This window comes from Streptomyces sp. NPDC059092 (assembly GCF_042756365.1).
Lineage (GTDB): Bacteria > Actinomycetota > Actinomycetes > Streptomycetales > Streptomycetaceae > Streptomyces.
The window spans coordinates 40391-60605 of record NZ_JBHZEJ010000003.1 but is presented as its reverse complement, the minus strand read 5'-3'; the positions used below and the strand labels follow the sequence as shown (position 1 = coordinate 60605).

Annotated in this window: 20 protein-coding genes and 1 pseudogene; 9 read left to right on the top strand and 12 right to left on the bottom strand. The window is 72.2% G+C overall.

Annotated elements, in window-relative coordinates; genetic code table 11:
- Positions 1-34: 34 nt before the first annotated feature.
- Positions 35-1282 (bottom strand): MFS transporter, encoded by a 1248-nt coding sequence (locus tag ACFXPL_RS02855; RefSeq protein ID WP_384911395.1) that lies wholly within the window; start codon positions 1280-1282, stop codon positions 35-37.
- A 102-nt stretch (positions 1283-1384) separates the two neighbouring features.
- On the opposite strand from ACFXPL_RS02855, the gene ACFXPL_RS02850 reads away from it, so the two are divergent.
- Positions 1385-2443 carry an AraC family transcriptional regulator gene (locus tag ACFXPL_RS02850; RefSeq protein ID WP_384911392.1) on the top strand — a complete coding sequence of 353 codons (1059 nt, stop codon included), beginning with the start codon at positions 1385-1387 and terminating at the stop codon, positions 2441-2443.
- 5 nt (positions 2444-2448) lie between these two features.
- Here the strand turns inward: ACFXPL_RS02850 and ACFXPL_RS02845 are convergent, their stop codons facing one another.
- Complete coding sequence (locus ACFXPL_RS02845) at positions 2449-3330, bottom strand: response regulator transcription factor (protein WP_384911389.1); 882 nt, start codon at positions 3328-3330, stop codon at positions 2449-2451.
- 104 nt (positions 3331-3434) lie between these two features.
- On the opposite strand from ACFXPL_RS02845, the gene ACFXPL_RS02840 reads away from it, so the two are divergent.
- Together ACFXPL_RS02840 and ACFXPL_RS02835 are read left to right on the top strand one after the other, a co-directional pair.
- A complete protein-coding gene (locus ACFXPL_RS02840) occupies positions 3435-5159 on the top strand; it encodes an AMP-binding protein (protein ID WP_384911387.1) in 1725 nt (574 codons plus the stop codon).
- Complete coding sequence (locus tag ACFXPL_RS02835; RefSeq protein WP_384911384.1) at positions 5156-6772, top strand: AMP-binding protein; 1617 nt, start codon at positions 5156-5158, stop codon at positions 6770-6772. Before ACFXPL_RS02840 ends, ACFXPL_RS02835 begins: the two co-directional genes overlap by 4 nt.
- A 15-nt stretch (positions 6773-6787) precedes the next feature.
- Here ACFXPL_RS02835 and ACFXPL_RS02830 read toward each other — a convergent pair whose 3' ends face one another.
- The 3 genes from ACFXPL_RS02830 to ACFXPL_RS02820 all read right to left on the bottom strand — a co-directional run bounded on the left by ACFXPL_RS02830 (position 6788) and on the right by ACFXPL_RS02820 (position 9267).
- Entirely contained in the window at positions 6788-7348 is a 561-nt protein-coding gene (locus ACFXPL_RS02830) for a GNAT family N-acetyltransferase (protein ID WP_384911381.1), read from the bottom strand.
- A gap of 51 nt (positions 7349-7399) precedes the next feature.
- Complete coding sequence (locus ACFXPL_RS02825; RefSeq protein WP_384911379.1) at positions 7400-8185, bottom strand: hypothetical protein; 786 nt, start codon at positions 8183-8185, stop codon at positions 7400-7402.
- Between the two features lie 239 nt (positions 8186-8424).
- Positions 8425-9267, bottom strand: a complete 843-nt coding sequence (locus ACFXPL_RS02820) for a TIM barrel protein (protein ID WP_384911376.1) — start codon at positions 9265-9267, stop codon at positions 8425-8427.
- Between the two features lie 90 nt (positions 9268-9357).
- Here ACFXPL_RS02820 and ACFXPL_RS02815 point away from each other — a divergent pair, with 90 nt between their 5' ends.
- Positions 9358-9888 carry an Lrp/AsnC family transcriptional regulator gene (locus tag ACFXPL_RS02815; RefSeq protein WP_384911373.1) on the top strand — a complete coding sequence of 177 codons (531 nt, stop codon included), beginning with the start codon at positions 9358-9360 and terminating at the stop codon, positions 9886-9888.
- A 123-nt stretch (positions 9889-10011) separates the two neighbouring features.
- On the opposite strand, the gene pcaD is transcribed toward ACFXPL_RS02815, so the two are convergent.
- The 6 genes from pcaD to ACFXPL_RS02785 form a co-directional block, all read right to left on the bottom strand.
- Positions 10012-11172: a 3-oxoadipate enol-lactonase gene (gene pcaD / locus ACFXPL_RS02810; RefSeq protein ID WP_384911370.1), complete on the bottom strand. Its 1161-nt coding sequence runs from the start codon at positions 11170-11172 to the stop codon at positions 10012-10014.
- Positions 11169-12587: a 3-carboxy-cis,cis-muconate cycloisomerase gene (gene pcaB, locus ACFXPL_RS02805; protein WP_384911807.1), complete on the bottom strand. Its 1419-nt coding sequence runs from the start codon at positions 12585-12587 to the stop codon at positions 11169-11171. Before pcaB ends, pcaD begins: the two co-directional genes overlap by 4 nt.
- 68 nt (positions 12588-12655) lie before the next feature.
- Positions 12656-13249, bottom strand: a complete 594-nt coding sequence (gene pcaG / locus ACFXPL_RS02800) for a protocatechuate 3,4-dioxygenase subunit alpha (RefSeq protein ID WP_384911367.1) — start codon at positions 13247-13249, stop codon at positions 12656-12658.
- Entirely contained in the window at positions 13249-13989 is a 741-nt protein-coding gene (gene pcaH, locus ACFXPL_RS02795) for a protocatechuate 3,4-dioxygenase subunit beta (RefSeq protein ID WP_384911364.1), read from the bottom strand. Before pcaH ends, pcaG begins: the two co-directional genes overlap by 1 nt.
- A 38-nt stretch (positions 13990-14027) precedes the next feature.
- Complete coding sequence (locus ACFXPL_RS02790) at positions 14028-14687, bottom strand: CoA transferase subunit B (RefSeq protein ID WP_384911361.1); 660 nt, start codon at positions 14685-14687, stop codon at positions 14028-14030.
- Positions 14684-15442: a CoA transferase subunit A gene (locus tag ACFXPL_RS02785; RefSeq protein WP_384911359.1), complete on the bottom strand. Its 759-nt coding sequence runs from the start codon at positions 15440-15442 to the stop codon at positions 14684-14686. Before ACFXPL_RS02785 ends, ACFXPL_RS02790 begins: the two co-directional genes overlap by 4 nt.
- Positions 15443-15661: 219 nt before the next feature.
- Between ACFXPL_RS02785 and ACFXPL_RS02780 the strand changes: the two genes are divergently transcribed.
- The 4 genes and pseudogenes from ACFXPL_RS02780 (at position 15662) to ACFXPL_RS02765 (ending at position 17548) form a co-directional block, all read left to right on the top strand.
- Positions 15662-16120 carry a MarR family winged helix-turn-helix transcriptional regulator gene (locus ACFXPL_RS02780; RefSeq protein WP_384911356.1) on the top strand — a complete coding sequence of 153 codons (459 nt, stop codon included), beginning with the start codon at positions 15662-15664 and terminating at the stop codon, positions 16118-16120.
- Positions 16121-16222: 102 nt separating this feature from the next.
- Positions 16223-16726 carry a peptidylprolyl isomerase gene (locus ACFXPL_RS02775; protein ID WP_384911353.1) on the top strand — a complete coding sequence of 168 codons (504 nt, stop codon included), beginning with the start codon at positions 16223-16225 and terminating at the stop codon, positions 16724-16726.
- Between the two features lie 79 nt (positions 16727-16805).
- A pseudogene (locus tag ACFXPL_RS02770) lies at positions 16806-17048 on the top strand (thiamine-binding protein); the annotation flags it as partial.
- Positions 17049-17191: 143 nt separating this feature from the next.
- On the top strand, positions 17192-17548 hold the full coding sequence (locus ACFXPL_RS02765; RefSeq protein ID WP_384911804.1) for a helix-turn-helix domain-containing protein: 357 nt from the start codon (positions 17192-17194) through the stop codon (positions 17546-17548).
- A 30-nt stretch (positions 17549-17578) separates the two neighbouring features.
- Here ACFXPL_RS02765 and ACFXPL_RS02760 read toward each other — a convergent pair whose 3' ends face one another.
- Positions 17579-18964, bottom strand: a complete 1386-nt coding sequence (locus ACFXPL_RS02760; protein ID WP_384911351.1) for a glycoside hydrolase family 43 protein — start codon at positions 18962-18964, stop codon at positions 17579-17581.
- Positions 18965-19285: 321 nt separating this feature from the next.
- Here ACFXPL_RS02760 and uraD point away from each other — a divergent pair, with 321 nt between their 5' ends.
- Positions 19286-20212 carry a 2-oxo-4-hydroxy-4-carboxy-5-ureidoimidazoline decarboxylase gene (gene uraD / locus ACFXPL_RS02755; protein WP_384911348.1) on the top strand — a complete coding sequence of 309 codons (927 nt, stop codon included), beginning with the start codon at positions 19286-19288 and terminating at the stop codon, positions 20210-20212.
- Positions 20213-20215 lie beyond the last annotated feature (3 nt).

The window sequence follows — 20215 nt, the reverse complement described above, 5'->3', positions numbered from 1 at the left end:
CGACCGCCGCGTCCTCGCGCGTCGGCCGCGACGCTCAGGACCGCGTCGATGCATCAGCTCCTGCCCGGTGTCCGGGCGCTTCGACCCGCAGTACGATCAGCAGCGCCGAGGCGAGCAACACGACGCCGGAGATGGCGAATACGGTGACGGCGCCGCCGATGCCGAACATCACACCGCCCGCGGCGGCCCCGCCGGCGATGGCGGACTGCACGCCCACCACCACGAGCCCGCCCGCGCTTTCCGCCTGGTCGGGAACCATGCGAGTCGCCCAGTTCGACCATGCCACCGACACGCCGCCGAAGGCCAGGCCCCAGAGGACCACCAGAGCCACGTATCCCACTCGTCCAGCGGGAAGCAGCGCCAGGCCCAGTGCCGCGACGCCCATCAGCGCCGGCGTCAGTGTCAACGTCAGGCGCAGGCTGATCTCCAGAAGCCATCCGGCCACCAGCGTGCCCGCGAAGTTCGCCACTCCGAAGACGAACAACAGCAGTGCCAGCTCATCGACGTCGACTTTCACCACGTTTTCCAGCGCGGGCCGGATATACGTGAACAGCGCGTAGTGCCCGATGTGGACGAGCAGCATCCCCGCGATGCCCACCCCGAATCCCGGACGGCGCAGTACTTCCCACAACGTGCCCAGCCGTGCCGTGCCCCGGGGTGCCATCCGGGGCAGCGCGAACCACTGGAACACCAACGTGACGACTCCGAGCGCGGCCGCCGCCAGGAAGGTGCTGCGCCAACCGGACAGCTCGCCGAGGTAGCTGCCGAGCGGCACCGCCACGACGGTCGCCACCGCGATGCCACTGAAGATGACCGACACCGCACGCGGGACCAGAGCCGCGGGCACCAGGCGCATCGCCACCGCCGCCGCCATGCTCCAGAAGCCACCGAGTGCGACACCCAGCAGGACGCGCATCAGCAACAGCACGGTCATGTCGGCGGCCACGGCCACCAGCAGATTGGACACGATCATCAGGACCGTGAAGCCGAGCAGCACGATCCTTCGGTCGATCCTCCGGGTGAGGCTCGCCGTCAACAATCCGGAAAGCATCGCCGCCACCGCGGTGACGGTCACCGCCTGGCCCGCCAGAGCTTCGGACACTCCCAGGTCGGCGGCCATCGGAGTCAACAAGCTGGTCGGCAGATACTCCGCCGTCAGCAACCCGAAAACACCCATCGCCAGCGAGAACACCGCCGCCCAGGACGATGAGGCCGGTTCGGGCGGTACCCGTTCCGCGTCGGCCGCTTTGCCAGGATCGGCATCGGGCACGGTGGCGCACATATCACTACTCAACTTTTTGCTTCTCCTGCTCATCGCGTGAGACGTTGAAGTCAAACCTAAAGGCGAATTTCAGGATGAGCTATGACGGAAAGTCCACGATATTTGACCGAAACCCCGGGCGGGACGGCCGCGGGGCAGTTCGCCCTGTCGTCCGACCTCATCAGCGAACTGCTGACCAGCATGCGGCTGCGCGGTGTGCGGTACCGCCGCGTCCATGTCGGCCCGCGGTTCGGCCTCCATTTCGACGCCGAGCCAGGACGCGCCTCTTTCCACTTCCTCGCCGTCGGCTCCGCCGTCCTGCGCACCGAGGACGGAACGGTCCACGCGCTCTCGGCCGGTAACGCCGTGTTCATGCCCCACGGCGAGTCCCATCACCTGCTCTCCGGTCCGGACGTACCGGCCCGGGGCATGGACAGTTTCGATACGGTCCCACTAGGCGACACGGTGGGTGACGTGGATGCCTGCCCGAGCGCCGCCCCGACCCCCAGCGCGATCCTCTTCACCGGCTCCATGGAGTTCGACCTCGGCGGAATGCAGGGCATCAGCCAGTTGATGCCCGATGTCATCGTGGTCGATGCCGAAGGAAAGCGTTACCCGGGGCTCATGCCGATCCTCACGTCCATGAGGCGCGAAGTCTGCTCCGCGCGCGTGGGCTTCGCCGGCATCCTCGCCCGTCTGGCCGAAGTGGCGGCGGCCATGATCGTGCGGGGCTGGATCGAATGCGGATGCGACAACACCTCCGGCCTCGTGGCCGCGTTGCGCGACCCCCGCCTGGCGCGCGCCATCCTGGCCCTGCACAGGCAGCCCGGGCATCACTGGACCGTGGCGGAGCTGGCAGCGGAGTGTCATGTCTCCCGGTCCGTCTTCGCGGACCGGTTCCAGACGACGATCGGCATGCCGCCCCTCCGCTACGCCACGGAGCTGCGGATGCTCCTCGCCGGCCAGTGGCTGGCCCAGGACACAGCGCCGATCCAGTCCGTGGCGCAACGCCTCGGCTACACCTCTCAGGCCGCTTTCAGCCGCGCCTTCAAACGCGTCACCGGCCTGCCGCCCGGCGCGAGCAGAGACACCCCACCGACGCCGTCCCGGCCGGGGCTTCCCGGTGAGGACTCCCGGCCGAGGCAGGCCGCCGCACCGGGTCCGCAAGCCCCGAACTCCTGACGCTCCTACGGCAGCAGCCCCGCCCGGCGCGCCGCCACCACCGCTTCCAGCCGCGTGTGCGCGCCCAGCTTGCGCATCGCCGACCGGAGATAGCCCTTCACCGTCTCCGGGCGCAGCCCCAGCAGTTCGGCCGTCTTCGCGTTGGTCGAGCCCGCCGCGACGCAGGCCAGTACGTCCGTCTCGCGTGGCGCCAGCGCCATCGGCGGCGGCTGACCGCGCCGGGGGCCCGCGGGGCCGGCCGCGCCCGCGAGACGGCCGCAGACGGTGAGCAGTTCCTCGCGCAGCTCCGTGTCGAGTATCCGGGGCGCCAGGGCCCGCAGTGCGCTGTGGGCCGCGCGGACCTCTTCCCAGGCGTCCGGGCCCGCCGGCAGCTCCCGGGTCGCCGAGAGGAGCCGCCGCACCTCGTCCCGTACGACCAGGGCCTGTTCCACGTCGCGCGCGGCGGCCACCGCGGCGTCGAAGGTGCGTTCGCCGATCGGCAGGGCGCTGCGCAGGGCCCCGTACAGGACGCCGCGCACCTTGCGCCGTACGACCACCGGCACCGCCAGCACCGAGCGCAGGCCCTCCGCCGCCACCGCCGCGTCGTACTCGTGGCTGATGTGGCGGGCCACCGCGTAGTCCGTCACCGCGCAGGGCCGCGACAGCGCCATGGACTTGCCGCCCAGGCCGTTGCCCGAGGAGATCGCCAGGGTGCGCAGCGCGCCGGTCGCCGTGCCGTTCAGCTCGGCGATCCGCAGGTGCCCCGACTCGGGCAGGAGCCCGCCGAAGGCGACGGGCAGCCCGGTCGTCCTGCGCAGCCGCCCCAGCGCGGCCCGCATCTCCACCGCCTCGGCCACCTCGGCCGCGCCGGTCGGCCGGGCAGCTCCGTCCCTGCCCTCTTCGGCCATCCCATTTCCTTCCGCCCGCGTCGCCACCCCCCCGTCCGGGGGTGGTGAGACCTGCGCCACTGGTTACACGATGTTAGTGAACGGTCCCGCGATAAGGAGGACATATGACGGCAAGGACACCGACCGGGCGCCCAGGTCCGCCCGGTGACACCGTGACCGACCGGTTCCGGGCCGCCAGGGACTTCCTCCTCGCGCACCGCGAGGACTACGCGACGGCGTACGAGGGGTTCACCTGGCCGCGCCCCGACCGCTTCAACTGGGCGCTCGACTGGTTCGACCGGATCGCCGAGGGCCCGGACGGACGGGGCAACGACCGGCTCGCCCTGCACATCGTCGAGGAGGACGGCAGCCGCACCCGCGTCACGTACGCGGAGATGGCCGCCCGCTCCAACCGGACGGCGAACTGGCTGCGTGAGCGCGGGGTGCGGGCCGAGGACCGGATCGTCGTGATGCTCGGCAACCAGGCCGAGCTGTGGGAGACCGCCCTCGCCGCGATGAAGCTGCGCGCCGTCGTCATCCCCGCCACCCCCCTCCTCGGCACCGCCGACCTGCGGGACCGGATCGAACGCGGCCGGGCCGCCCATGTGATCGTCCGAGCCGGGGACACCGGCAAGTTCGCGGACATCCCCGGCCGCTTCACCCGGATCGCCGTGGGCGGCGCCCCCGAGGGCTGGCACGCGTACGAGGACGCCCGCGACCGGTCGGCCGTCTTCGAGCCGGACGGGGTCACCCACGCGGACGACCCGCTGATGCTCTACTTCACCTCCGGGACCACCGCCCGCCCCAAGCTCGTCGAGCACACCCATGTCTCGTACCCGGTCGGCCATCTCGCGACGATGTACTGGATCGGGCTGCGGCCGGGCGACGTCCATCTCAACATCGCGTCGCCGGGCTGGGCCAAGCACGCCTGGTCGAATCTCTTCGCGCCGTGGAACGCCGAGGCCACCGTCTTCCTCCTCAACTACACCCGATTCGACCCCGCCCGGCTGATGGCGGAGATGGACGGCGCGGGCGTCACCAGCTTCTGCGCCCCGCCCACCGTCTGGCGGATGCTGATCCAGGCCGACCTCTCGCTGCTGCGCACCCCGCCGCGCGAGGCCGTCGCGGCGGGCGAACCGCTCAACCCCGAGGTGATCGAGACCGTACGCCGCGAGTGGGGGGTGACGGTCAGGGACGGCTTCGGCCAGACGGAGACGGCCGTCCAGGTCGCCAACTCGCCAGGACAGCTCCTCAAGGCGGGATCCATGGGGCGGCCGACGCCCGGCTTCAAGGTCGAGCTGCTGGACCCGGTCACCGGCGAACCGGGCGTCGCCGAGGGCGAGATCTGCCTCGACCTCGCCGCCCACCCGGTCGGCCTGATGACCGGCTACCACGGCGAGCCGGACCGTACGGCGGAGGCGATGGCCGGCGGCTACTACCGCACCGGTGACATCGGGGCGCGCGACGCCGACGGTTACATCACCTATGTCGGCCGCTCGGACGACGTCTTCAAGGCGTCCGACTACAAGATCTCGCCGTTCGAGCTGGAGAGCGCGCTGCTGGAGCACGAAGCGGTCGCCGAGGCCGCCGTAGTCCCCGCGCCCGACCCGCTGCGGCTGGCCGTGCCCAAGGCGTACGTGGTCCTCGCCGAGGGGTGGCAGCCGGGCCCGGACACGGCCAAGGTGCTCTTCGCCCACTCGCGCGCGCTGCTCGCGCCGTACAAGCGGATCCGCAAGCTGGAGTTCGCCGAGTTGCCCAAGACCGTGTCGGGGAAGATCCGCCGCATCGAGCTGCGTGAGCGGACGGCCGGGGGCTCCGGCGCCGAGTACGACGAGGGGGAGCTGCGATGACGGAGCGGCCGGCACGGTCGTACACGCACGGTACGGGGACGACGGAACTGCTGGACGACACCATCGGCGCCGGCCTGGACCGGATGGTCGCCGCCTTCCCCGACCGGGAGGCGCTGGTCGACGTGGCGTCGGGGCGGCGCTGGACCTACCGGGAGTTCGGCGTGGCGGTCGGGACGCTGGCGCGGGCGCTGCTCGGGCACGGGGTGGCCAAGGGCGACCGGGTCGGGATCTGGGCCGTCAACTGCCCCGAGTGGGTGCTCGTGCAGTACGCGACGGCGCGGATCGGCGCGATCATGGTGAACATCAACCCGGCCTACCGCGCGCACGAGACGGAGTTCGTCCTCAACCAGTCCGGGATCTCGGTGCTGTTCGCGTCCCTCGCCCACCGCACCAGCGACTACCGCGCCCTCGTCGACCAGGTGCGCGGACGCTGCCCCGAACTGCGCTCCGTGCACTACATCGGTGATCCGAGCTGGGACGAACTGCTCGACAAGGCGGGCGAGGTGACGGAGGAGCGGCTCCGGGAGCGGGAGGACGGACTCTCCTGCGACGACCCGATCAACATCCAGTACACCTCGGGCACCACCGGCTTCCCCAAGGGAGCGACGCTCTCCCACCACAACATCCTCAACAACGGCTATTTCGTGGGGGAGACGGTCGGCTACACCGAGCAGGACCGGGTCTGTCTGCCCGTGCCGTTCTACCACTGCTTCGGCATGGTGATGGGCAACCTCGGAGCCCTCTCGCACGGCGCGTGCGTCGTCATCCCCGCGCCGTCGTTCGACGCCGCCGCGACCCTCGACGCGGTCCAGCGGGAGCGCTGCACCTCGCTCTACGGCGTACCGACGATGTTCCTGGCCGAGCTGGACCTGCCCGGTTTCGCCGCGTACGACCTGTCGTCCCTGCGCACCGGGATCATGGCGGGCTCGCCCTGCCCGGTCGAGGTGATGAAGCGGGTCGTCGGCGAGATGAACATGCGGGAGGTGTCCATCTGTTACGGCATGACCGAGACCTCACCGGTCTCCCTGCAGACCCGGCGCGACGACGACCTGGAGCGCCGTACGGGCACGGTCGGGCGGGCGCTGCCGCACATCGAGGTCAAGGTGATCGACCCGGCGACCGGGGTGACGCTGCCGCGCGGCGTGCCGGGGGAGCTGTGCACCCGTGGCTACAGCGTGATGCTCGGCTACTGGAACGAGCCGGAGCGCACGGCCGAGGTGATCGACGCCGGGCGCTGGATGCACACCGGCGATCTCGCGGTGATCAGGGAGGACGGTTACGCGCAGATCGTCGGCCGGATCAAGGACCTGATCATCAGGGGCGGCGAGAACGTCTATCCGCGCGAGATCGAGGAGTTCCTGTACGGCCATCCCAAGGTCGCCGACATACAGGTGATCGGGGTCCCCGACGCGAAGTACGGCGAGGAGATCGTGGCCTGTGTGATCCCGCGCGACCCGGCGGACCCGCCGTCGCCGGACGAGATCGTGGCGTACTGCCGGGAACGGCTCGCGCACTACAAGATCCCGCGCCAGGTGGAGATGGTGGACGGCTTCCCGATGACGGTCAGCGGGAAGGTCAGGAAGAACGAGCTGCGGGAGCGCTTCTCGGCCTGAGCCCCCGCGTCCCGCTCAGGGCCGCCGGGGTGGTGCCGGGAGCGCGCGGCGCATGCAGACCCGGGGCCAGCGGTCGAGTCCGTGCGCGGCCTCCGTACGGCGGATCTCCCGTAGCCCGTCGGTGAGCTGGTCCTCGGTGAGGGCGCGGAAGCCGAGGCGCGCGTAGTACGGGGCGTTCCAGGGCACGTCGGCGAAGGCCGTGAGGGTGAGGGCCGTGAATCCGTCGCCTGCGGCCCGCCCGGCCAGGTGGTCGATCAGCGCCCGGCCGATACCGAGGCGGGCGGCGTCCGGACACACCGACACCTGCTCGACATGGGCGGCGCCGTCGACCGGGTCGTGGAGCAGGTACGCGACGGGCGGCCCGCCGCGTACGGTCTCGGCCACCCAGGCACGGCCGGTGCTCCGGTAGCGCTCCAGCGCGGCGAGGGCGGGCGGCGCGTCGTCGGCGACGGCGGCCATGCCCAGGGCGCGGAACGGCTCGCCCGCCGCCGCCTCGATGTCCTGGAGGACGGGCAGGTCGGCCAGGGTGGCGGGGCGGATGAGCGTCGGGCGCACGAACGTGGGGCGGTGGGGCATGGAGCGAGTATGACCGGCGCCCGGCCCACGCGGCGCGCGGATTTCCCGTGGTCACGCCCCGGCCGAGACCAGTTCGTCCGCCGGTCCGTTCACCGGCTTCGGGGAGCCCGTGAGGTCCATGACGAAGAGCGGCAGCCCGAGGTCGTCGGCGCGGGCGCGGGCATCGTCCGCGTACCCCGCCAGGGAGAAGTAGACGCTCACCGCCGACGCGTTGAGCCCGTTGAGCCAGAGGCATTCGACGGAGCGCACGGACGCCGGGCTCATGGTCGGGTCGACCTGGGCGATCACATCGGGGCCGCGCAGATCGATGCCGGACGCGGGCCGCTCGTCCGCCTGGACGACGCTCTTGAAGCCCAGCCAGCGCAGATAGAGCCCGGCCGCGGTCACCGCGTCGTGCGACGTACGGATCGTCAGCGGGCGGAAGACCGGGCGGGGCGAGGCGGCGGTCCTGGGCAGCGGGATATGGGCGGGCCGCCCGGGGACCCCGTCCGGAGCGGGCGGTTCGGGACGCTCGGCCCGGTCCCGCCGTTCGAAGTGACCGTCCCGCCAGGCCTGTTCGGCGGGTTCCTCGACGAGCGTGCTCCGTACGGGAATCCGCAGCACCGCACCGCACGGGCAGCCCAGCTCGGGCCGTGGCTGCTCGCACACGCTCCCGCACTCGTCGCAGCGGACCGTCACCCACTCGTCCTCCCACGTGCGGTGGGTGACGGGCTCCACCGGCGCGCCCGCGGCGAGCGGCGGCGCCACCGGAGCCCCGCACACACAGGGGTGGACCGACGCCGTGAAGGTGTGACCACTGCCGCAGGACGGACAGCGCACCGGAACGCTCTCACCCATCACGACCCCCTCCGTTCGATTGCGCTCAGTGTTCCATCGTCCACCAAGAGCGAGGCGACGGGGAGAGGCTTCGGCCATCCCTTACGTGAGGGGCGACCGTACGGGGCGGAGCGGCGCCGGGGTGAAACCGGGGCGAGGACCGGGCGGTGCGGGGTGGTGCCGGGCGGCGGCGGTGCCGGGCGCGACCGTACGAGTGTCGGCGCCGCCGCCGCCCGGGGCTCAGGGGGCCCGGTGCGGGATCAGCGGGTGAGCCAGCCGAAGGACTCGGCGCTCGGGCGGTCACCCGGCTTGTACTCCAGGCCGATCCAGCCGTCGTAACCGGCCTTGCGCAGCCGGCCGGTCAGCTCCTCCAGGGGGAGTGTCCCGGTACCCGGCGCGCCGCGCCCCGGGTTGTCCGCGATCTGTACGTGGCCGGTCCGGTCGGCGTACCGGTCGATCACCTCGGCCAGGTCCGCGCCGTTCATCGACAGGTGGTAGAGGTCCAGCAGGAAGGCGGCGTTGCCGAGGCCCGTGGCCGCGTTGACCCGGTCCGCGACCTCGACGGCGGAGGCGGCGCTGACCAGCGGGTAGTCCGGAGACTCGGGCCGGTTGAGCGCCTCGATCAGCAGCAGCGCCCCGGCATCGTGGGCCGCGCGGGCGGCCGGCACCAGATTCTCCAGGGCCAGGGCGTCCTGGACCGCCGGGTCCACACCGGGGACGCGGTTCCCGTACAGCGCGTTGAGCGCCGTGCACCCCGTGGCGGCGGCGAACTCGGCGGCGACCTCCACGTTGGCGCGGAACCGCTCGGACTCCTCACCGGGTACGGAGAGCGCGCCCCGGTCGGGTCCCGGCAGCAGCCCGGCGTAGAAGTTCAGCCCCACCAGCCGGGTGCCCGCGTCCTCCAGGGCCGCGCGCAGGTCGTCGAGGGCGGCGCGCGGCGGGGTGGGCGTGTCGGTCCACGGCCACCACAGCTCGACCGCGGTGAAGCCCGCGGCCGCGGCGGCGGCGGGCCGTTCCAGCAGGGGCAGTTCGGTGAAGAGGATGGACAGATTCACATCGAATCGCTGCTCTGAGCCGCGCCAGGGCGGGGAGACATAGGCCATGGGGAGTCCACCTCTATTTCCGCATAGTGAAAATCCTTTTCTGCTTTACGGAATATTGCCCGCTGGGCTTCCACGCTGTCAAGGAAACAGTTGTCAAGGAAACAAGAGACGGAGACCTCGGTGGCCTATCAGCAGCCGGTGCTGGACGACCTCGACCGGCAGATCCTCGCGGCGCTCGTCGCGAACGCGCGCACCAGCTTCACGGAGATCGGCCAGTCGATCGGGCTCTCGGCCCCCGCGGTGAAACGGCGCGTCGACCGGATGCGCGAGGCCGAGGTGATCACCGGCTTCACCACGATCGTGCGGCCGGCGGCCCTCGGCTGGCGTACGGAGGCGTACGTCGAGGTGTTCTGCGACGGGGCCGGACCGCCCCGGCGCCTCGCCGAGGTCGCGCGCACCTACCCCGAGGTGGTGGCCGCGGTGACCGTGACCGGCGGGGCGGACGCCCTGCTGCACATCAGGGCCGCCGACATCGACCACTTCGAGGCGGTGCTGGAGCGGATCAGGGCCGAACCGTTCGTCACCCGCACCAACAGCTTCATCGCCCTGACCCATCTGCTGCCCAACAGTCCCGAGGCCGGCAGCCCCGGCACCTCGCCCGACGAGGCGAACAGCCGCTGAAGGCCGCCCCCGCGCCGGTCGGCCTCCCCGCACTCCGCGAGGCGGGCGGCGGGGCGAAGCGCCGTACCCCGGAGCCGCGCGGCGCACCCCCGCCCCGCCGCCTACGGAGCTGGCGGCCGCCCGTCACGAGCCCGCGGGGCCGTCCTCCGCCAGCACCCGCTCGGCCACCTTGAACGCCGCGTGTGCGGCGGGGACACCGCAGTGGACCGCGGACTGGAGCAGCACCGCGCCGATCTCGTCCCGCGTCAGCCCGTTACGGCCGGCGGCCCGTACGTGCGGCGCCAGTTCGTCGTGGTGGCCGCGCGCCACCAACGCCGTCAGGGTGATCATGCTGCGTTCGCGCCGGGTGAGGGTCGGATCGGTCCAGATCTCCCCCCACGCGTAGCGGGAGACCAGGTCCTGGAAGCGCGCCGTGAACGCGGTGGTCCCGGCCTGCGCCCGCGTCACGTGCGTGTCGCCCAGCACCTCACGGCGGACCCGCGCCCCGCTCGCCGGCGCACCGTCGAGATGCGTCCGCAAGGCGGCGGTCACGGCCTCCGGCTGCTCGGCGGGCGCCAGATGCGCGGCGTGCGGCAGTTCGACCAGCGTGGCGCCCGGCACCCCGTCGGCGATCTCCCGCGAGTGCGGGGGCGGGGCCGCCGGGTCCTCCCGGCCCGCGACGACCAGGGTCGGCGCGGTGACGGTGGGGAGCAGGCCGCCGATGTCGTACGAGGCCAGCGCGTCGCAGCAGGCGGCGTACCCCGCGGGGTCGGCGCCGCGTACGTCGTCGACCAGCGCCGCCACGGTGAACCCCGGGGTGAACCAGCGGCTCGGCGACGCCTCCGCGATCCCGGCCATCCCCTCCCGGCGCGCGAGGGCGGCCCGCTCCTCCCACGGCCCCGCCGCGCCGAAGTGCGCGGAGGAGCAGATCACCGCCAGGCTCGTCACCCGCTCCGGGGCGTGCGTGGCGAGATGCAGTCCGACGGCGCCGCCGAGGGAGACCCCGGCGTACGCGAACCGGTCGAGGGAGAGCGAGTCCGCGAGCGCCAGTACGAGGCCGGCGAGATCCGCGACCGTCGCCCCGGGGCCGATCAGCGCGGCGTCGGAGCCGCCGTGGCCCGGCAGGTCCCACCGTACGACCCGGTGGGAGACGGCGAGTTCGGGCGCGACGCCGTCCCAGAGGGCCAGCGAGGTGCCGAGCGAGGGGCCCAGCAGCAGCGGGGGAGCGGAGGCGGGCCCCTCCACGAGGTGGTGCAGCGCCGCGGTGGTCGCCGCGGTCGTCCCGTTCTTGTCCGAGGTGGTCAACGTCGCTCCAGGGCGCGGTCGGTGAGGGATCCGGCGCAGCCGGTGTACCGGGTGGGATCGGTGAGTTCGTCGAGATCCAGCTCTTCGGCATCCAGCTCTTCGAGGTCCGGCTCGTCCGCGAGCACCGCGGTGAGGACGGCGGCGAGCGTCGCGGGCCCGGTACGGGTACGACGCGCGGCCTCGGTGAGCAGAGCCTTCGCACGGGCCCGGCCGACGAGCGGCGCGAGCACCGCCGACAGCCGCTCCGAGACGATCAACCCGTCGGTGAGGCAGAGGTGTTCACGCATCACCACGGCGTGGACCCGCAGCCCTTCCGCGAGTTCCGCCGCGTCCCGCGCCGCGCCGCCGGCCAGGCGGAGCAGATCGCGCAGCGGCTCCCACTCGGCGTGCCAGGCGCCCGCGGGCCGTTCGTCCTCGGCGGCCATCGAGCCGAGGAGCGTCGCTGCGAGGGCGGGGGCGCGCCGGGCGGCGGCGGCCATCAGCGTGGCCCGTACCGGGTTCGCCTTGTGCGGCATGGCGGAGGAGCCGCCTCCCGCCCCCTCGGACACCTCGCCGATCTCGGTGCGGGAGAGCGTGAGGACATCGGCGGCCGGCTTGCCGAGCGCGCCCGCCGTGAAGGCGAGGGCGGCGCCGAGATCCGCGACGGGGGTACGGAGGGTGTGCCAGGGCAACGCCGGTTCCGCCAGGCCCAGTTCACCGGCGAAGGCGGCCGGCAGTCGCAGTGCGGCCCCCGCCGCGTCCCAGGGACGCTCGCCGACCCCCGGGACGAACGCCTCCAGGGCCCGCTCGTCGAAGCCGTACGCCTCGAAGGCCGCCAACGTACCCGCCGCGCCGCCCAGTTGAGCGGGGAGGGTGGCGCGGACCGCGCGCAGCCGGTCGCGGGCGTCGAGCACCAGGCTCCGCCAGCCCGCGGCCTTCAGCCCGAAGGTCGTCGGGACCGCGTGCTGGGTCAGTGTGCGGCCAGGCATCACCGTGTCACGGTGTTCGGCCGCCAGCCGCGCCAGCGCCCGTTCGGTACGGTCCAGATCCGCCAGGACCGGCTCCAGCGTCCGCACGGCCACCAGCATCGCCGCGGTGTCCAGGATGTCCTGGCTGGTCGCGCCCCGGTGGACGTACGGCGCGAACGCGGGCGGCAGCGTGGCGGTGAGGGCGGCCACCAGCGGTATCACCGGATTGCCGCCGTCGCGGGCGCGCAGCGCGAGATCCCGGGTGTCGAGGCGCACCGCGTCGCACGCCGCGCCCACCGCACGCGCCGCCTCCGCCGGGGCCAGACCCAGCGCCGCCTGGGCGCGGGTCAGCGCGGCCTCCGCGTCCAGCATCGCCCGGAGGAAAGCCGTGTCGCCGGTGGCGGCCTCGGCGCGGCAGCCGGCCCGGCCCGGGGCGAGCAGCCCGGTGTCCAGCGGGCCGGTGTCCAGCGGGCTGCTGGACACCGGCCCGGTGCCGCCGGTGCCGGGTGTGTCGGTGCCGGGTGTGTCGTTCAGGCTCACCGGAACTCCAGAAAGACCGTCTCCCCTTCGCCCTGAAGGCGGATGTCGAAACGGTACGCGCGCGACGAGCCGGACTCGGGAGCGGCGATCAGCGTGGCGCGCCGCCCGGCGTCCAGCGAGGTCAGCAGCGCGTCGCCGGTGTCCTCCAGATAGGCGCGGGTGCAGAGGTGGTGGAGCAGGCCACGGGCGAAGACCGCGACGCTGATGTAGGGGACGCCGCCCGGCGGCAGCGTACGAACCGCCCAGTGGCCGTCGGCGTCGGTCGGGACGCGCCCGAAGCCGGTGAAGTCGACCCCGTTGCGGCCGACGACCCGGCCGGTGACCGGGTCGTGGCGCAGCGATCCCGGCTTCCCGGCGCGCGAGCCGTCGGGGGCGGGCTGCCAGGTCTCGACGATCGCGTCGGGGACGGGGTGGCCGGCGCCGTCGTACACGTGTCCGTGCAGGGTGAGGGTGTCGGGGTGACCGGCCGGGGCGATGTCGCCGCCGCCTTCGAAGGGCAGGGCGTACCCGTAGAACGGCCCGACCGTCTGGGACGGCGTCGGACCGAAGGACCCGGACCCGGACCCGGATGTGTGGGTGGACGTGGACATCAGCGGTCGCCGCCTTCCTCGAAGAGCGTGGCGGACGGGCCGTCCAGGACGATGTCCCAGCGGTAGCCGAGGGACCGTTCGGGGACCGACAGCTCATGGTCGTACGCCGCAACCAGCCGGTCCCGCGCCGACGCGTCGGCCACCGACTGGAGGACCGGGTCGTAGGGGAGGACCGGGTCGCCGGGGAAGTACATCTGGGTGACCAGGCGCTGGCTGAACGCCGTACCGAAGAGCGAGAAGTGGAGGTGCGCGGGGCGCCAGGCGTTGACGTGGTTGCGCCACGGGTACGCACCGGGCTTGACCGTGGTGAACCGGTAGCCCCCCTGGTCGTCCGTCAGGCACCGCCCGAACCCGGTGAAGTGGGGGTCCAGCGGCGCCGGGTGCTGGTCGAGCTGGTGCGCGTACCGGCCGGAGGCGTTGGCCTGCCACAGCTCCACGAGCTGACCGCGTACGGGCCGCCCCGCCCGGTCGAGCACCCGGCCCGAGACGGTGATCCGCTCGCCGAGCGGCTCGCCCGGGTGCTGCCGCGTCAGGTCGTGGTCGAGGGCGGTGATGTCGGTGACACCGAACGCCGGCCCCGTCAGCTCCACGGCCTCCGGGTCCCGCAGCGGGATCAGCGGCTGTTTCGGATGGCGCAGACGGCTGCTGCGGTACGGCGGGTAGTCGCGCGGCGGATGGTGCCCGGCGGCGGACGACGCCCGCGCCTTCGCGACCTCGGCGTCGATCTCCCGCTGGCTCATTCCGTCGGGCAGAGGACGGCTCTTCACAGGACGGCTGTTCACAGGGCGGCTCCCCGGGGGCGAGGCAGGGCGGTACGGACCGCGGCGGCGGTCTTCCGGACGATCTCGGCGGCGGTGACACCCGGCGCGCACTCCACCAGCACCAGCCCGTCGGCGGTGACGTCGAGCACCCCGAGGTCGGTGATGATCCGGTTCACACACCTCTGGCCGGTCAGCGGGAGGGAGCACTCCTCCAGGATCTTCGGGCCGCCGTCCTTGGCGGTGTGCGTCATCACGACGATGACCGTGCGCGCGCCGTGGACCAGGTCCATCGCCCCGCCGATACCCGTGATCAGCTTGCCGGGGACGGCCCAGTTGGCGAGGTCCCCCCGGGCGGAGACCTGCATCGCGCCCAGCACGGCGACATCGATGTGGCCGCCGCGGATCATGCCGAAGGAGAGCGCGGAGTCGAAGTACGAGGCGCCGGGCAGGACGGTGACGGTCTCCTTGCCCGCGTTGATCAGATCAGGGTCGACCGCGTCCTCCGTGGGGTACGGGCCGACGCCGAGGACGCCGTTCTCCGACTCCAGGACCACTTCCACGCCGTCCGGGAGATGGTCGGGGATCAGCGTCGGCAGGCCGATGCCGAGATTGACGTAGGCGCCGTCCGGGAGTTCGCGCGCCGCCCGGGCGGCCATCTGCTCCCTCGTCCAGGTCATCGGCCACGCACCGTCCTCTTCTCGATCCCCTTGTCGGCGGCCTGCTCCGGGGTGAGTGCCACGACACGCCGGACGAAGATCCCCGGGAGGTGCACCTCGTCCGGCGGGATCCCGCCGGGCTCCACCAGCTCCTCCACCTCGGCGACGGTCACCCGGCCCGCCATGGCGGCGAGCGGGTTGAAGTTGCGGCTGGACTTGCCGAAGACCAGATTTCCGTGCCGGTCGCCCTTCGCGGCGCGGACGAGCGCGAAGTCGGTACGGATGCCGCGCTCCAGCACGTACTCCGTACCGTCGAAGTCGCGCACCTCCTTGGCCGGTGACGCGAGCGCGACGCCGCCCCGGCCGTCGTACCGCCAGGGCAGTCCGCCCTCGGCGACCTGGGTGCCGACGCCGGCCGGGGTGTAGAAGGCGGGGATGCCGCAGCCGCCGGCCCGCAGCCGCTCGGCGAGGGTGCCCTGCGGGATCATCTCGACCTCGATCTCACCGGCCAGGTACTGCCGGGCGAACTCCTGGTTCGCCCCGATGTACGAACCGGTCACCCGCGCGATACGGCCCGCGGCCAGCAGCACGGCCAGCCCCGAGTCCAGCGCGCCGCAGTTGTTGGAGACCACGGCGAGATCGCGTACACCGCGTGCGTACACCGCCTTGATCAGTTCGTTCGGCACACCGCTCAGACCGAAGCCGCCCACGGCGAGCGACGCCCCGTCCGGAATGTCGGCCACAGCCTCCGCGGCGGTGGCGACCACCTTGTCCATTCGTGCGGCCCCTTCTCGTCGGGCGCTCCGTACCCGGCACAGCCGAACCCATCAAATGCTCAGGGCACTGACTATCTCTGCGAGATTTCACTCAAGCTGCCATCCGGCTCCACATCCGTCAAGAGCGGCGGCGGAGCGCCGATGGGCCGCGTATCGTTCAGTGCTCAGACGAAATCTCGCCGGGGGAGTGCCCGGCATCGCGCAGCCCGAGGAGCGCACATGGCCGCGGTGGATCTGACCACGCACCCCGGGCATCTCGCCCGCCGGCTCCAGCAGGCGCACTACCTGCTGTGGAACACGATGGTCTCCGAGGAGACCACCTCACCGCAGTTCGCCGTGCTCAACGCCCTCGTCGCCGAACCGGGCCTCGACCAGCGCACCGCCGGGGAACGGGTGGGCCTGGACCGCTCCACCATCGCCGAGGTGGTCACCCGGCTGAGCCGCCGCGGCCTCGTCGACAAGACGCGCGACCCGCGGGACGGCCGCCGCTTCATGCTGCGCCCCACCGACGAGGGGGAGCGGGCCCACCGCAAGCTGGCGCTCCGCGCGGCCCGGATGAACCAGGTCTTCCTCGGCCCCCTCTCACCCGCCGAGCAGGCCGTCTTCTTCGATCTGCTCCGGCGGGTCTCCGAGGCGGCGGAGAGCCTGCGCGACCCCGCGGAGCCCGTGGCGCGCTGAAGCCACCCCCCCCGTTCGGGGGACCGATCGAGGGTATGTCGGCTCCGTACCTGGTCGGAGCCCGTCGGGCCGCGCGCGAACCCTCCTGACAGAATGTCTCCCATGACTACCGAGAACGTATTCTTCGACATCACGATCAACGACGAGCCAGCCGGCCGGATCACCTTCCGCCTCTTCGACGACGTCGTCCCCAAGACCGCCCAGAACTTCCGCGAGCTGGCCACCGGTGAGCAGGGCTTCGGCTACGCCGGTTCCAGCTTCCACCGGGTCATCCCGGACTTCATGCTCCAGGGCGGCGACTTCACCGCCGGCAACGGCACCGGCGGCAAGAGCATCTACGGGAACAAGTTCGACGACGAGAACTTCAAGCTGAAGCACGACCGGCCGTTCCTGCTCTCCATGGCGAACGCGGGCCCGAACTCCAACGGCTCGCAGTTCTTCGTCACCACCGTGGTGACGTCGTGGCTGGACGGCAAGCACGTCGTCTTCGGCGAGGTCGTCGAGGGCCAGGACCTGGTCAGGAAGATCGAGTCCCTGGGCTCGCGCACCGGCTCGACCTCGGCGAAGATCACCATCTCCGCGTCCGGTGCCGTGCAGGGCGCGTAACGACTAAGGTCGTGTCCCAGTGCCTGGGGCACCCGAACGGCCGCAGCGACCCTCCAGGCTTTCCGGCGGTGGAGGCACGGTGCGCTTGAGAGTGGAGTTCACGACCGAACCCTTCGACCTCGACGAGGCGCCCGCCCACGCGGTGGTGGCCCGCGAGGTCGTCCAGGGGGCGCAGCTCGACGCGGTCGATGTCGGGCCGTTCGGCAACACCGTGGAGGGCCGCGCCGACACCGTGCTGGCGGCCGTGGACGCCCTCCTGCGCGAGTCGCTGGCGGCCGGTGCGACCCGGGTCTCGCTCCAGGTCAGTGTGATCGGGAGCGGTCCCGGGACCGCCGACCGCCCCGGAACCGGTCCCGGCCCTGGACCCGGGACCGGCCCTGGACCCGGGACCGCCGGGGAGCGCGACCGGTGAGCGGGCCGCTCGACCATCCCTTCGTCGCGGCGGTCAAACCGCTGGTCGACGCCATGGGCGGACAGCTTCTGGCGCCCGAGGAGGCGCAGCCGGACGATGTCGTCCTCGCCTGGGAGGGCGCGGACCTGCTGGCCGTACGGCTGCCCCAGCTCTCGGAGTCCCTGGACCACATCCTGGCGGCGCTGGAGCGCGGCCACGGCAGGCCCCTCGCCGAGCTGGACCGCAAGGCCAAGCAGTCCGTCGTACGGACCCTGGAGGCGCGCGGCGCCTTCGCCGTACGGCACGGAGTGGAGACGGTGGCGACCGCGCTCGGCGTCAGCCGCTTCACCGTCTACAACTACCTGAACTACGCCGATGAACAGCGGGCCGAGGCGCGCCGCGGAGCCCAGCGCCCGGCGTCGGACGGCTGACCCGGATACGGACGGCTGACCCCGCGTCCGTCAGTGGCCGACGCGGAAGGTGGCGTCCTGCCGCTCGGTGGTGGTGGAGACCGGGTCGATCCGCAGCACGTAGTCCGCGTGGCGGAGGTAGCGGGTCGGGTTGTTGTACGAGCGGAAGGACGACCAGCCGGCGTCCGCGAGACCCGCCGTACGGTAGAAGGTCGCGTCCGCCGCGAACGTCGACGTGCCGTCGCCCGCGTCCAGTTGGAGCTGGTAGTTGTAGTGCCGCAGGTAGTGGGCCGGGTAGTTGACCGACTGGAAGGAGACCCCGGCGCTGTCCGCGAGGCCGGGGACCAGCCTCCACTGGGAATCCGCGTACGGGTCGAAGGGATAGGCGTCGATACGGCCCACGTTGTTCGCGTGGCGGACGTAACGGGCCGGGAAGTTGTACGACTTGAGCCGGTTCCAGGCCGGGGCGCCCCACCGGGCCAGCAGGTTGTCGTACTCGGCCGCCGTGATCGTCGTGATGCCGCAGTGCTTGGAGTTGAGCGGCTGCGTATAGCTCTTCTGGTCGAGCGCGGTCCAGGTGCCGGCCGACAGGTTGGTGGACTGCCAGGCGTAGAAGACCCCGTTGGGGGTGTACGTGTCTCCCCAGAGGTACCAGGTGTTCGACGTCAGGGACGTGACGAGGGTCGGCGCCTCGGTGCCGCCCTGGGCGACGCCCGTGCTGAACTCGGTGAAGCTGCCCGGGTCGAGCGAGGTGGACCGCGCCCCCACCAGCGCCTGGTTCTTCTTGAAGTAGAGGTAGTTGACGCCGCCCACGCCGACGGCCATGTCCCCGTCGATCACGTCGTAGCCCGGGTCGAAGAAGACCTGCGGGGCCGAGGCGGTCAGGAAGTCGCTCGTGTAATTCACCATGATCACGTTGTGGCCGGTGCCGTTGACGGCGGAGTGGATGAGCGCGTACTGGCCGCGTCCGGCGTCCCAGAACGCCTCCGGCGCCCAGGAGTGCGTGTTCATGTCGTGCAGCTTGAGACGGTGGTACCCGGTGAAGGTGCGCAGATCGGTGGAGTTCCACACGTGCACGTACTGGCTGACGTAGCTCCAGTCGGTGCCCTTGAGGTCGGTGGCGAGGACGACGAAGGTGCCGTCCCGCTTGCGCAGGATGAACGGGTCGCGCAGGCCGAGCGCGCCCGAGGTGGGGGTGACCACGGGGTTGTTCTGGTTCAGCGGGATCCAGTTGAGCGAGTCCGTGCTGACGGCGAGATGGAGTCCGTAGTCGGTGCCGTCGCCGTTCGGGGACTCCGTGAAGTAGCACATCACGTACGCCGCGTCGGCGGCGTGGGCGGTGCCGGCGCCGAGGGTCAGCGCGCCGGTCATGGCCAGCGGGGTGGCGGCGGCCACGCCGAGGAAGAGACGGCGGGACGGGTGGGGGCTTGCGCTCATCGTGGTCTCCAGGTGGCGTACGGGAGCGGGGTGAGCGGCTGCGGCGTGCGGGGCCGTCGGGAGGTGAACCCGCGCAGCCGGGTCACTGGGTTGGCCGATATGTCGAACCTGGTTCGGGAAATCGGTCAGAAGGTAGAGGGTGGCCGTGTCCACGTCAATCGTTACGGCGGGGTGGCGCCGGACGCGGCGCCGGGCGCGGAACCGGCCGCAGCGTCGGACGCGCCGCCACGCGATATTTCAACAAAGTGTTGACGTTCTGTCGCGGAAAGCGTTAGCTGGGCGCAGCCCGCCCAGCACCGCGCACTGCCACGGAGGCTCCCCGTGACATCGGCACCACCCCCTGCCCCGGGCCTCACCCGGTTCAACAACACCCCCGACGGCATGGCGCTGGCCGCGCTGCGCGAGGTGTGCGCCGGCCCGGCATGGGGCGCGGCACTGCTCGCCCGGCGCCCGTACGCCACCGAGGGTGAACTGCTCGCCGCCGCCGACACCGCGACGGCGGAACTCACCGACGCGGAGCTGGCCGAGGCCATCGCCGGGCACCCGCCCATCGGCCGGCCGAAGCCGGGCGACCCCGTCTCGGCCCGGGAACAGCGCGCCATGGCCGGCGCCTCCGCGCCGCTCAAGGCCGAGCTGACCGAGCTGAACCTCGCCTACCAGGAGCGGTTCGGCCATGTCTTCCTGATCTGCGCGACCGGCGCCACCGCCGAGGAGATGCGGGACGCGCTGAAGACGAGGCTCGGCCACACACCGGAGCGGGAACGGGAGATCGCGCGCACCGAACTCGGCAGGATCAACCGCCTCCGCCTCTCCCGACTGGTGGCGGACCCGCAGGCACCGGACCCGGCTCCGGCCCCCGCGTCGGTCTCCACGCACATCCTGGACACCAGCGCCGGGCGCCCCGCCGCGGGAGTCGCCGTCACCCTCGCGGCCCGCACGGGTGACGAGACGGGCTCCGACGGTACGTGGATCGCCCTCGGCACCTCGGTGACCGGCCCCGACGGCCGCTGCGCGGACCTTCCGGCGCTGCCGCCGGGCACCACCCGCGTACGGCTCACCTTCGGGACCGGGCCGTACCTCGACCACGGGAAACAGGCCGAGGTGCAGCAGGACGCCCCCGCGCCACGGGACAGCGGTACGCCGTTCTTCCCGGAGGTGACGGTCACGTTCACCGTCACCCCGGGCGAGCACTATCACGTACCGCTGCTGCTCAATCCGTTCGGCTACTCCGTATACCGAGGGAGCTAGTGG

What these genes read in the sequence shown, in the direction of transcription:
- ACFXPL_RS02855 (WP_384911395.1), bottom strand. Translation starts at nt 1,282, where the DNA reads ATGTGCGCCACCGTGCCCGATGCCGATCCTGGCAAAGCGGCCGACGCG.
- ACFXPL_RS02845 (WP_384911389.1), bottom strand. Translation starts at nt 3,330, where the DNA reads ATGGCCGAAGAGGGCAGGGACGGAGCTGCCCGGCCGACCGGCGCGGCC.
- ACFXPL_RS02840 (WP_384911387.1), top strand. Translation starts at nt 3,435, where the DNA reads ATGACGGCAAGGACACCGACCGGGCGCCCAGGTCCGCCCGGTGACACC.
- ACFXPL_RS02835 (WP_384911384.1), top strand. Translation starts at nt 5,156, where the DNA reads ATGACGGAGCGGCCGGCACGGTCGTACACGCACGGTACGGGGACGACG.
- ACFXPL_RS02830 (WP_384911381.1), bottom strand. Translation starts at nt 7,348, where the DNA reads ATGCCCCACCGCCCCACGTTCGTGCGCCCGACGCTCATCCGCCCCGCC.
- ACFXPL_RS02825 (WP_384911379.1), bottom strand. Translation starts at nt 8,185, where the DNA reads ATGGGTGAGAGCGTTCCGGTGCGCTGTCCGTCCTGCGGCAGTGGTCAC.
- ACFXPL_RS02820 (WP_384911376.1), bottom strand. Translation starts at nt 9,267, where the DNA reads ATGGCCTATGTCTCCCCGCCCTGGCGCGGCTCAGAGCAGCGATTCGAT.
- pcaG (WP_384911367.1), bottom strand. Translation starts at nt 13,249, where the DNA reads ATGTCCACGTCCACCCACACATCCGGGTCCGGGTCCGGGTCCTTCGGT.
- pcaH (WP_384911364.1), bottom strand. Translation starts at nt 13,989, where the DNA reads ATGAGCCAGCGGGAGATCGACGCCGAGGTCGCGAAGGCGCGGGCGTCG.
- ACFXPL_RS02790 (WP_384911361.1), bottom strand. Translation starts at nt 14,687, where the DNA reads ATGACCTGGACGAGGGAGCAGATGGCCGCCCGGGCGGCGCGCGAACTC.
- ACFXPL_RS02785 (WP_384911359.1), bottom strand. Translation starts at nt 15,442, where the DNA reads ATGGACAAGGTGGTCGCCACCGCCGCGGAGGCTGTGGCCGACATTCCG.
- ACFXPL_RS02780 (WP_384911356.1), top strand. Translation starts at nt 15,662, where the DNA reads ATGGCCGCGGTGGATCTGACCACGCACCCCGGGCATCTCGCCCGCCGG.
- ACFXPL_RS02775 (WP_384911353.1), top strand. Translation starts at nt 16,223, where the DNA reads ATGACTACCGAGAACGTATTCTTCGACATCACGATCAACGACGAGCCA.
- ACFXPL_RS02765 (WP_384911804.1), top strand. Translation starts at nt 17,192, where the DNA reads ATGGGCGGACAGCTTCTGGCGCCCGAGGAGGCGCAGCCGGACGATGTC.
- ACFXPL_RS02760 (WP_384911351.1), bottom strand. Translation starts at nt 18,964, where the DNA reads ATGAGCGCAAGCCCCCACCCGTCCCGCCGTCTCTTCCTCGGCGTGGCC.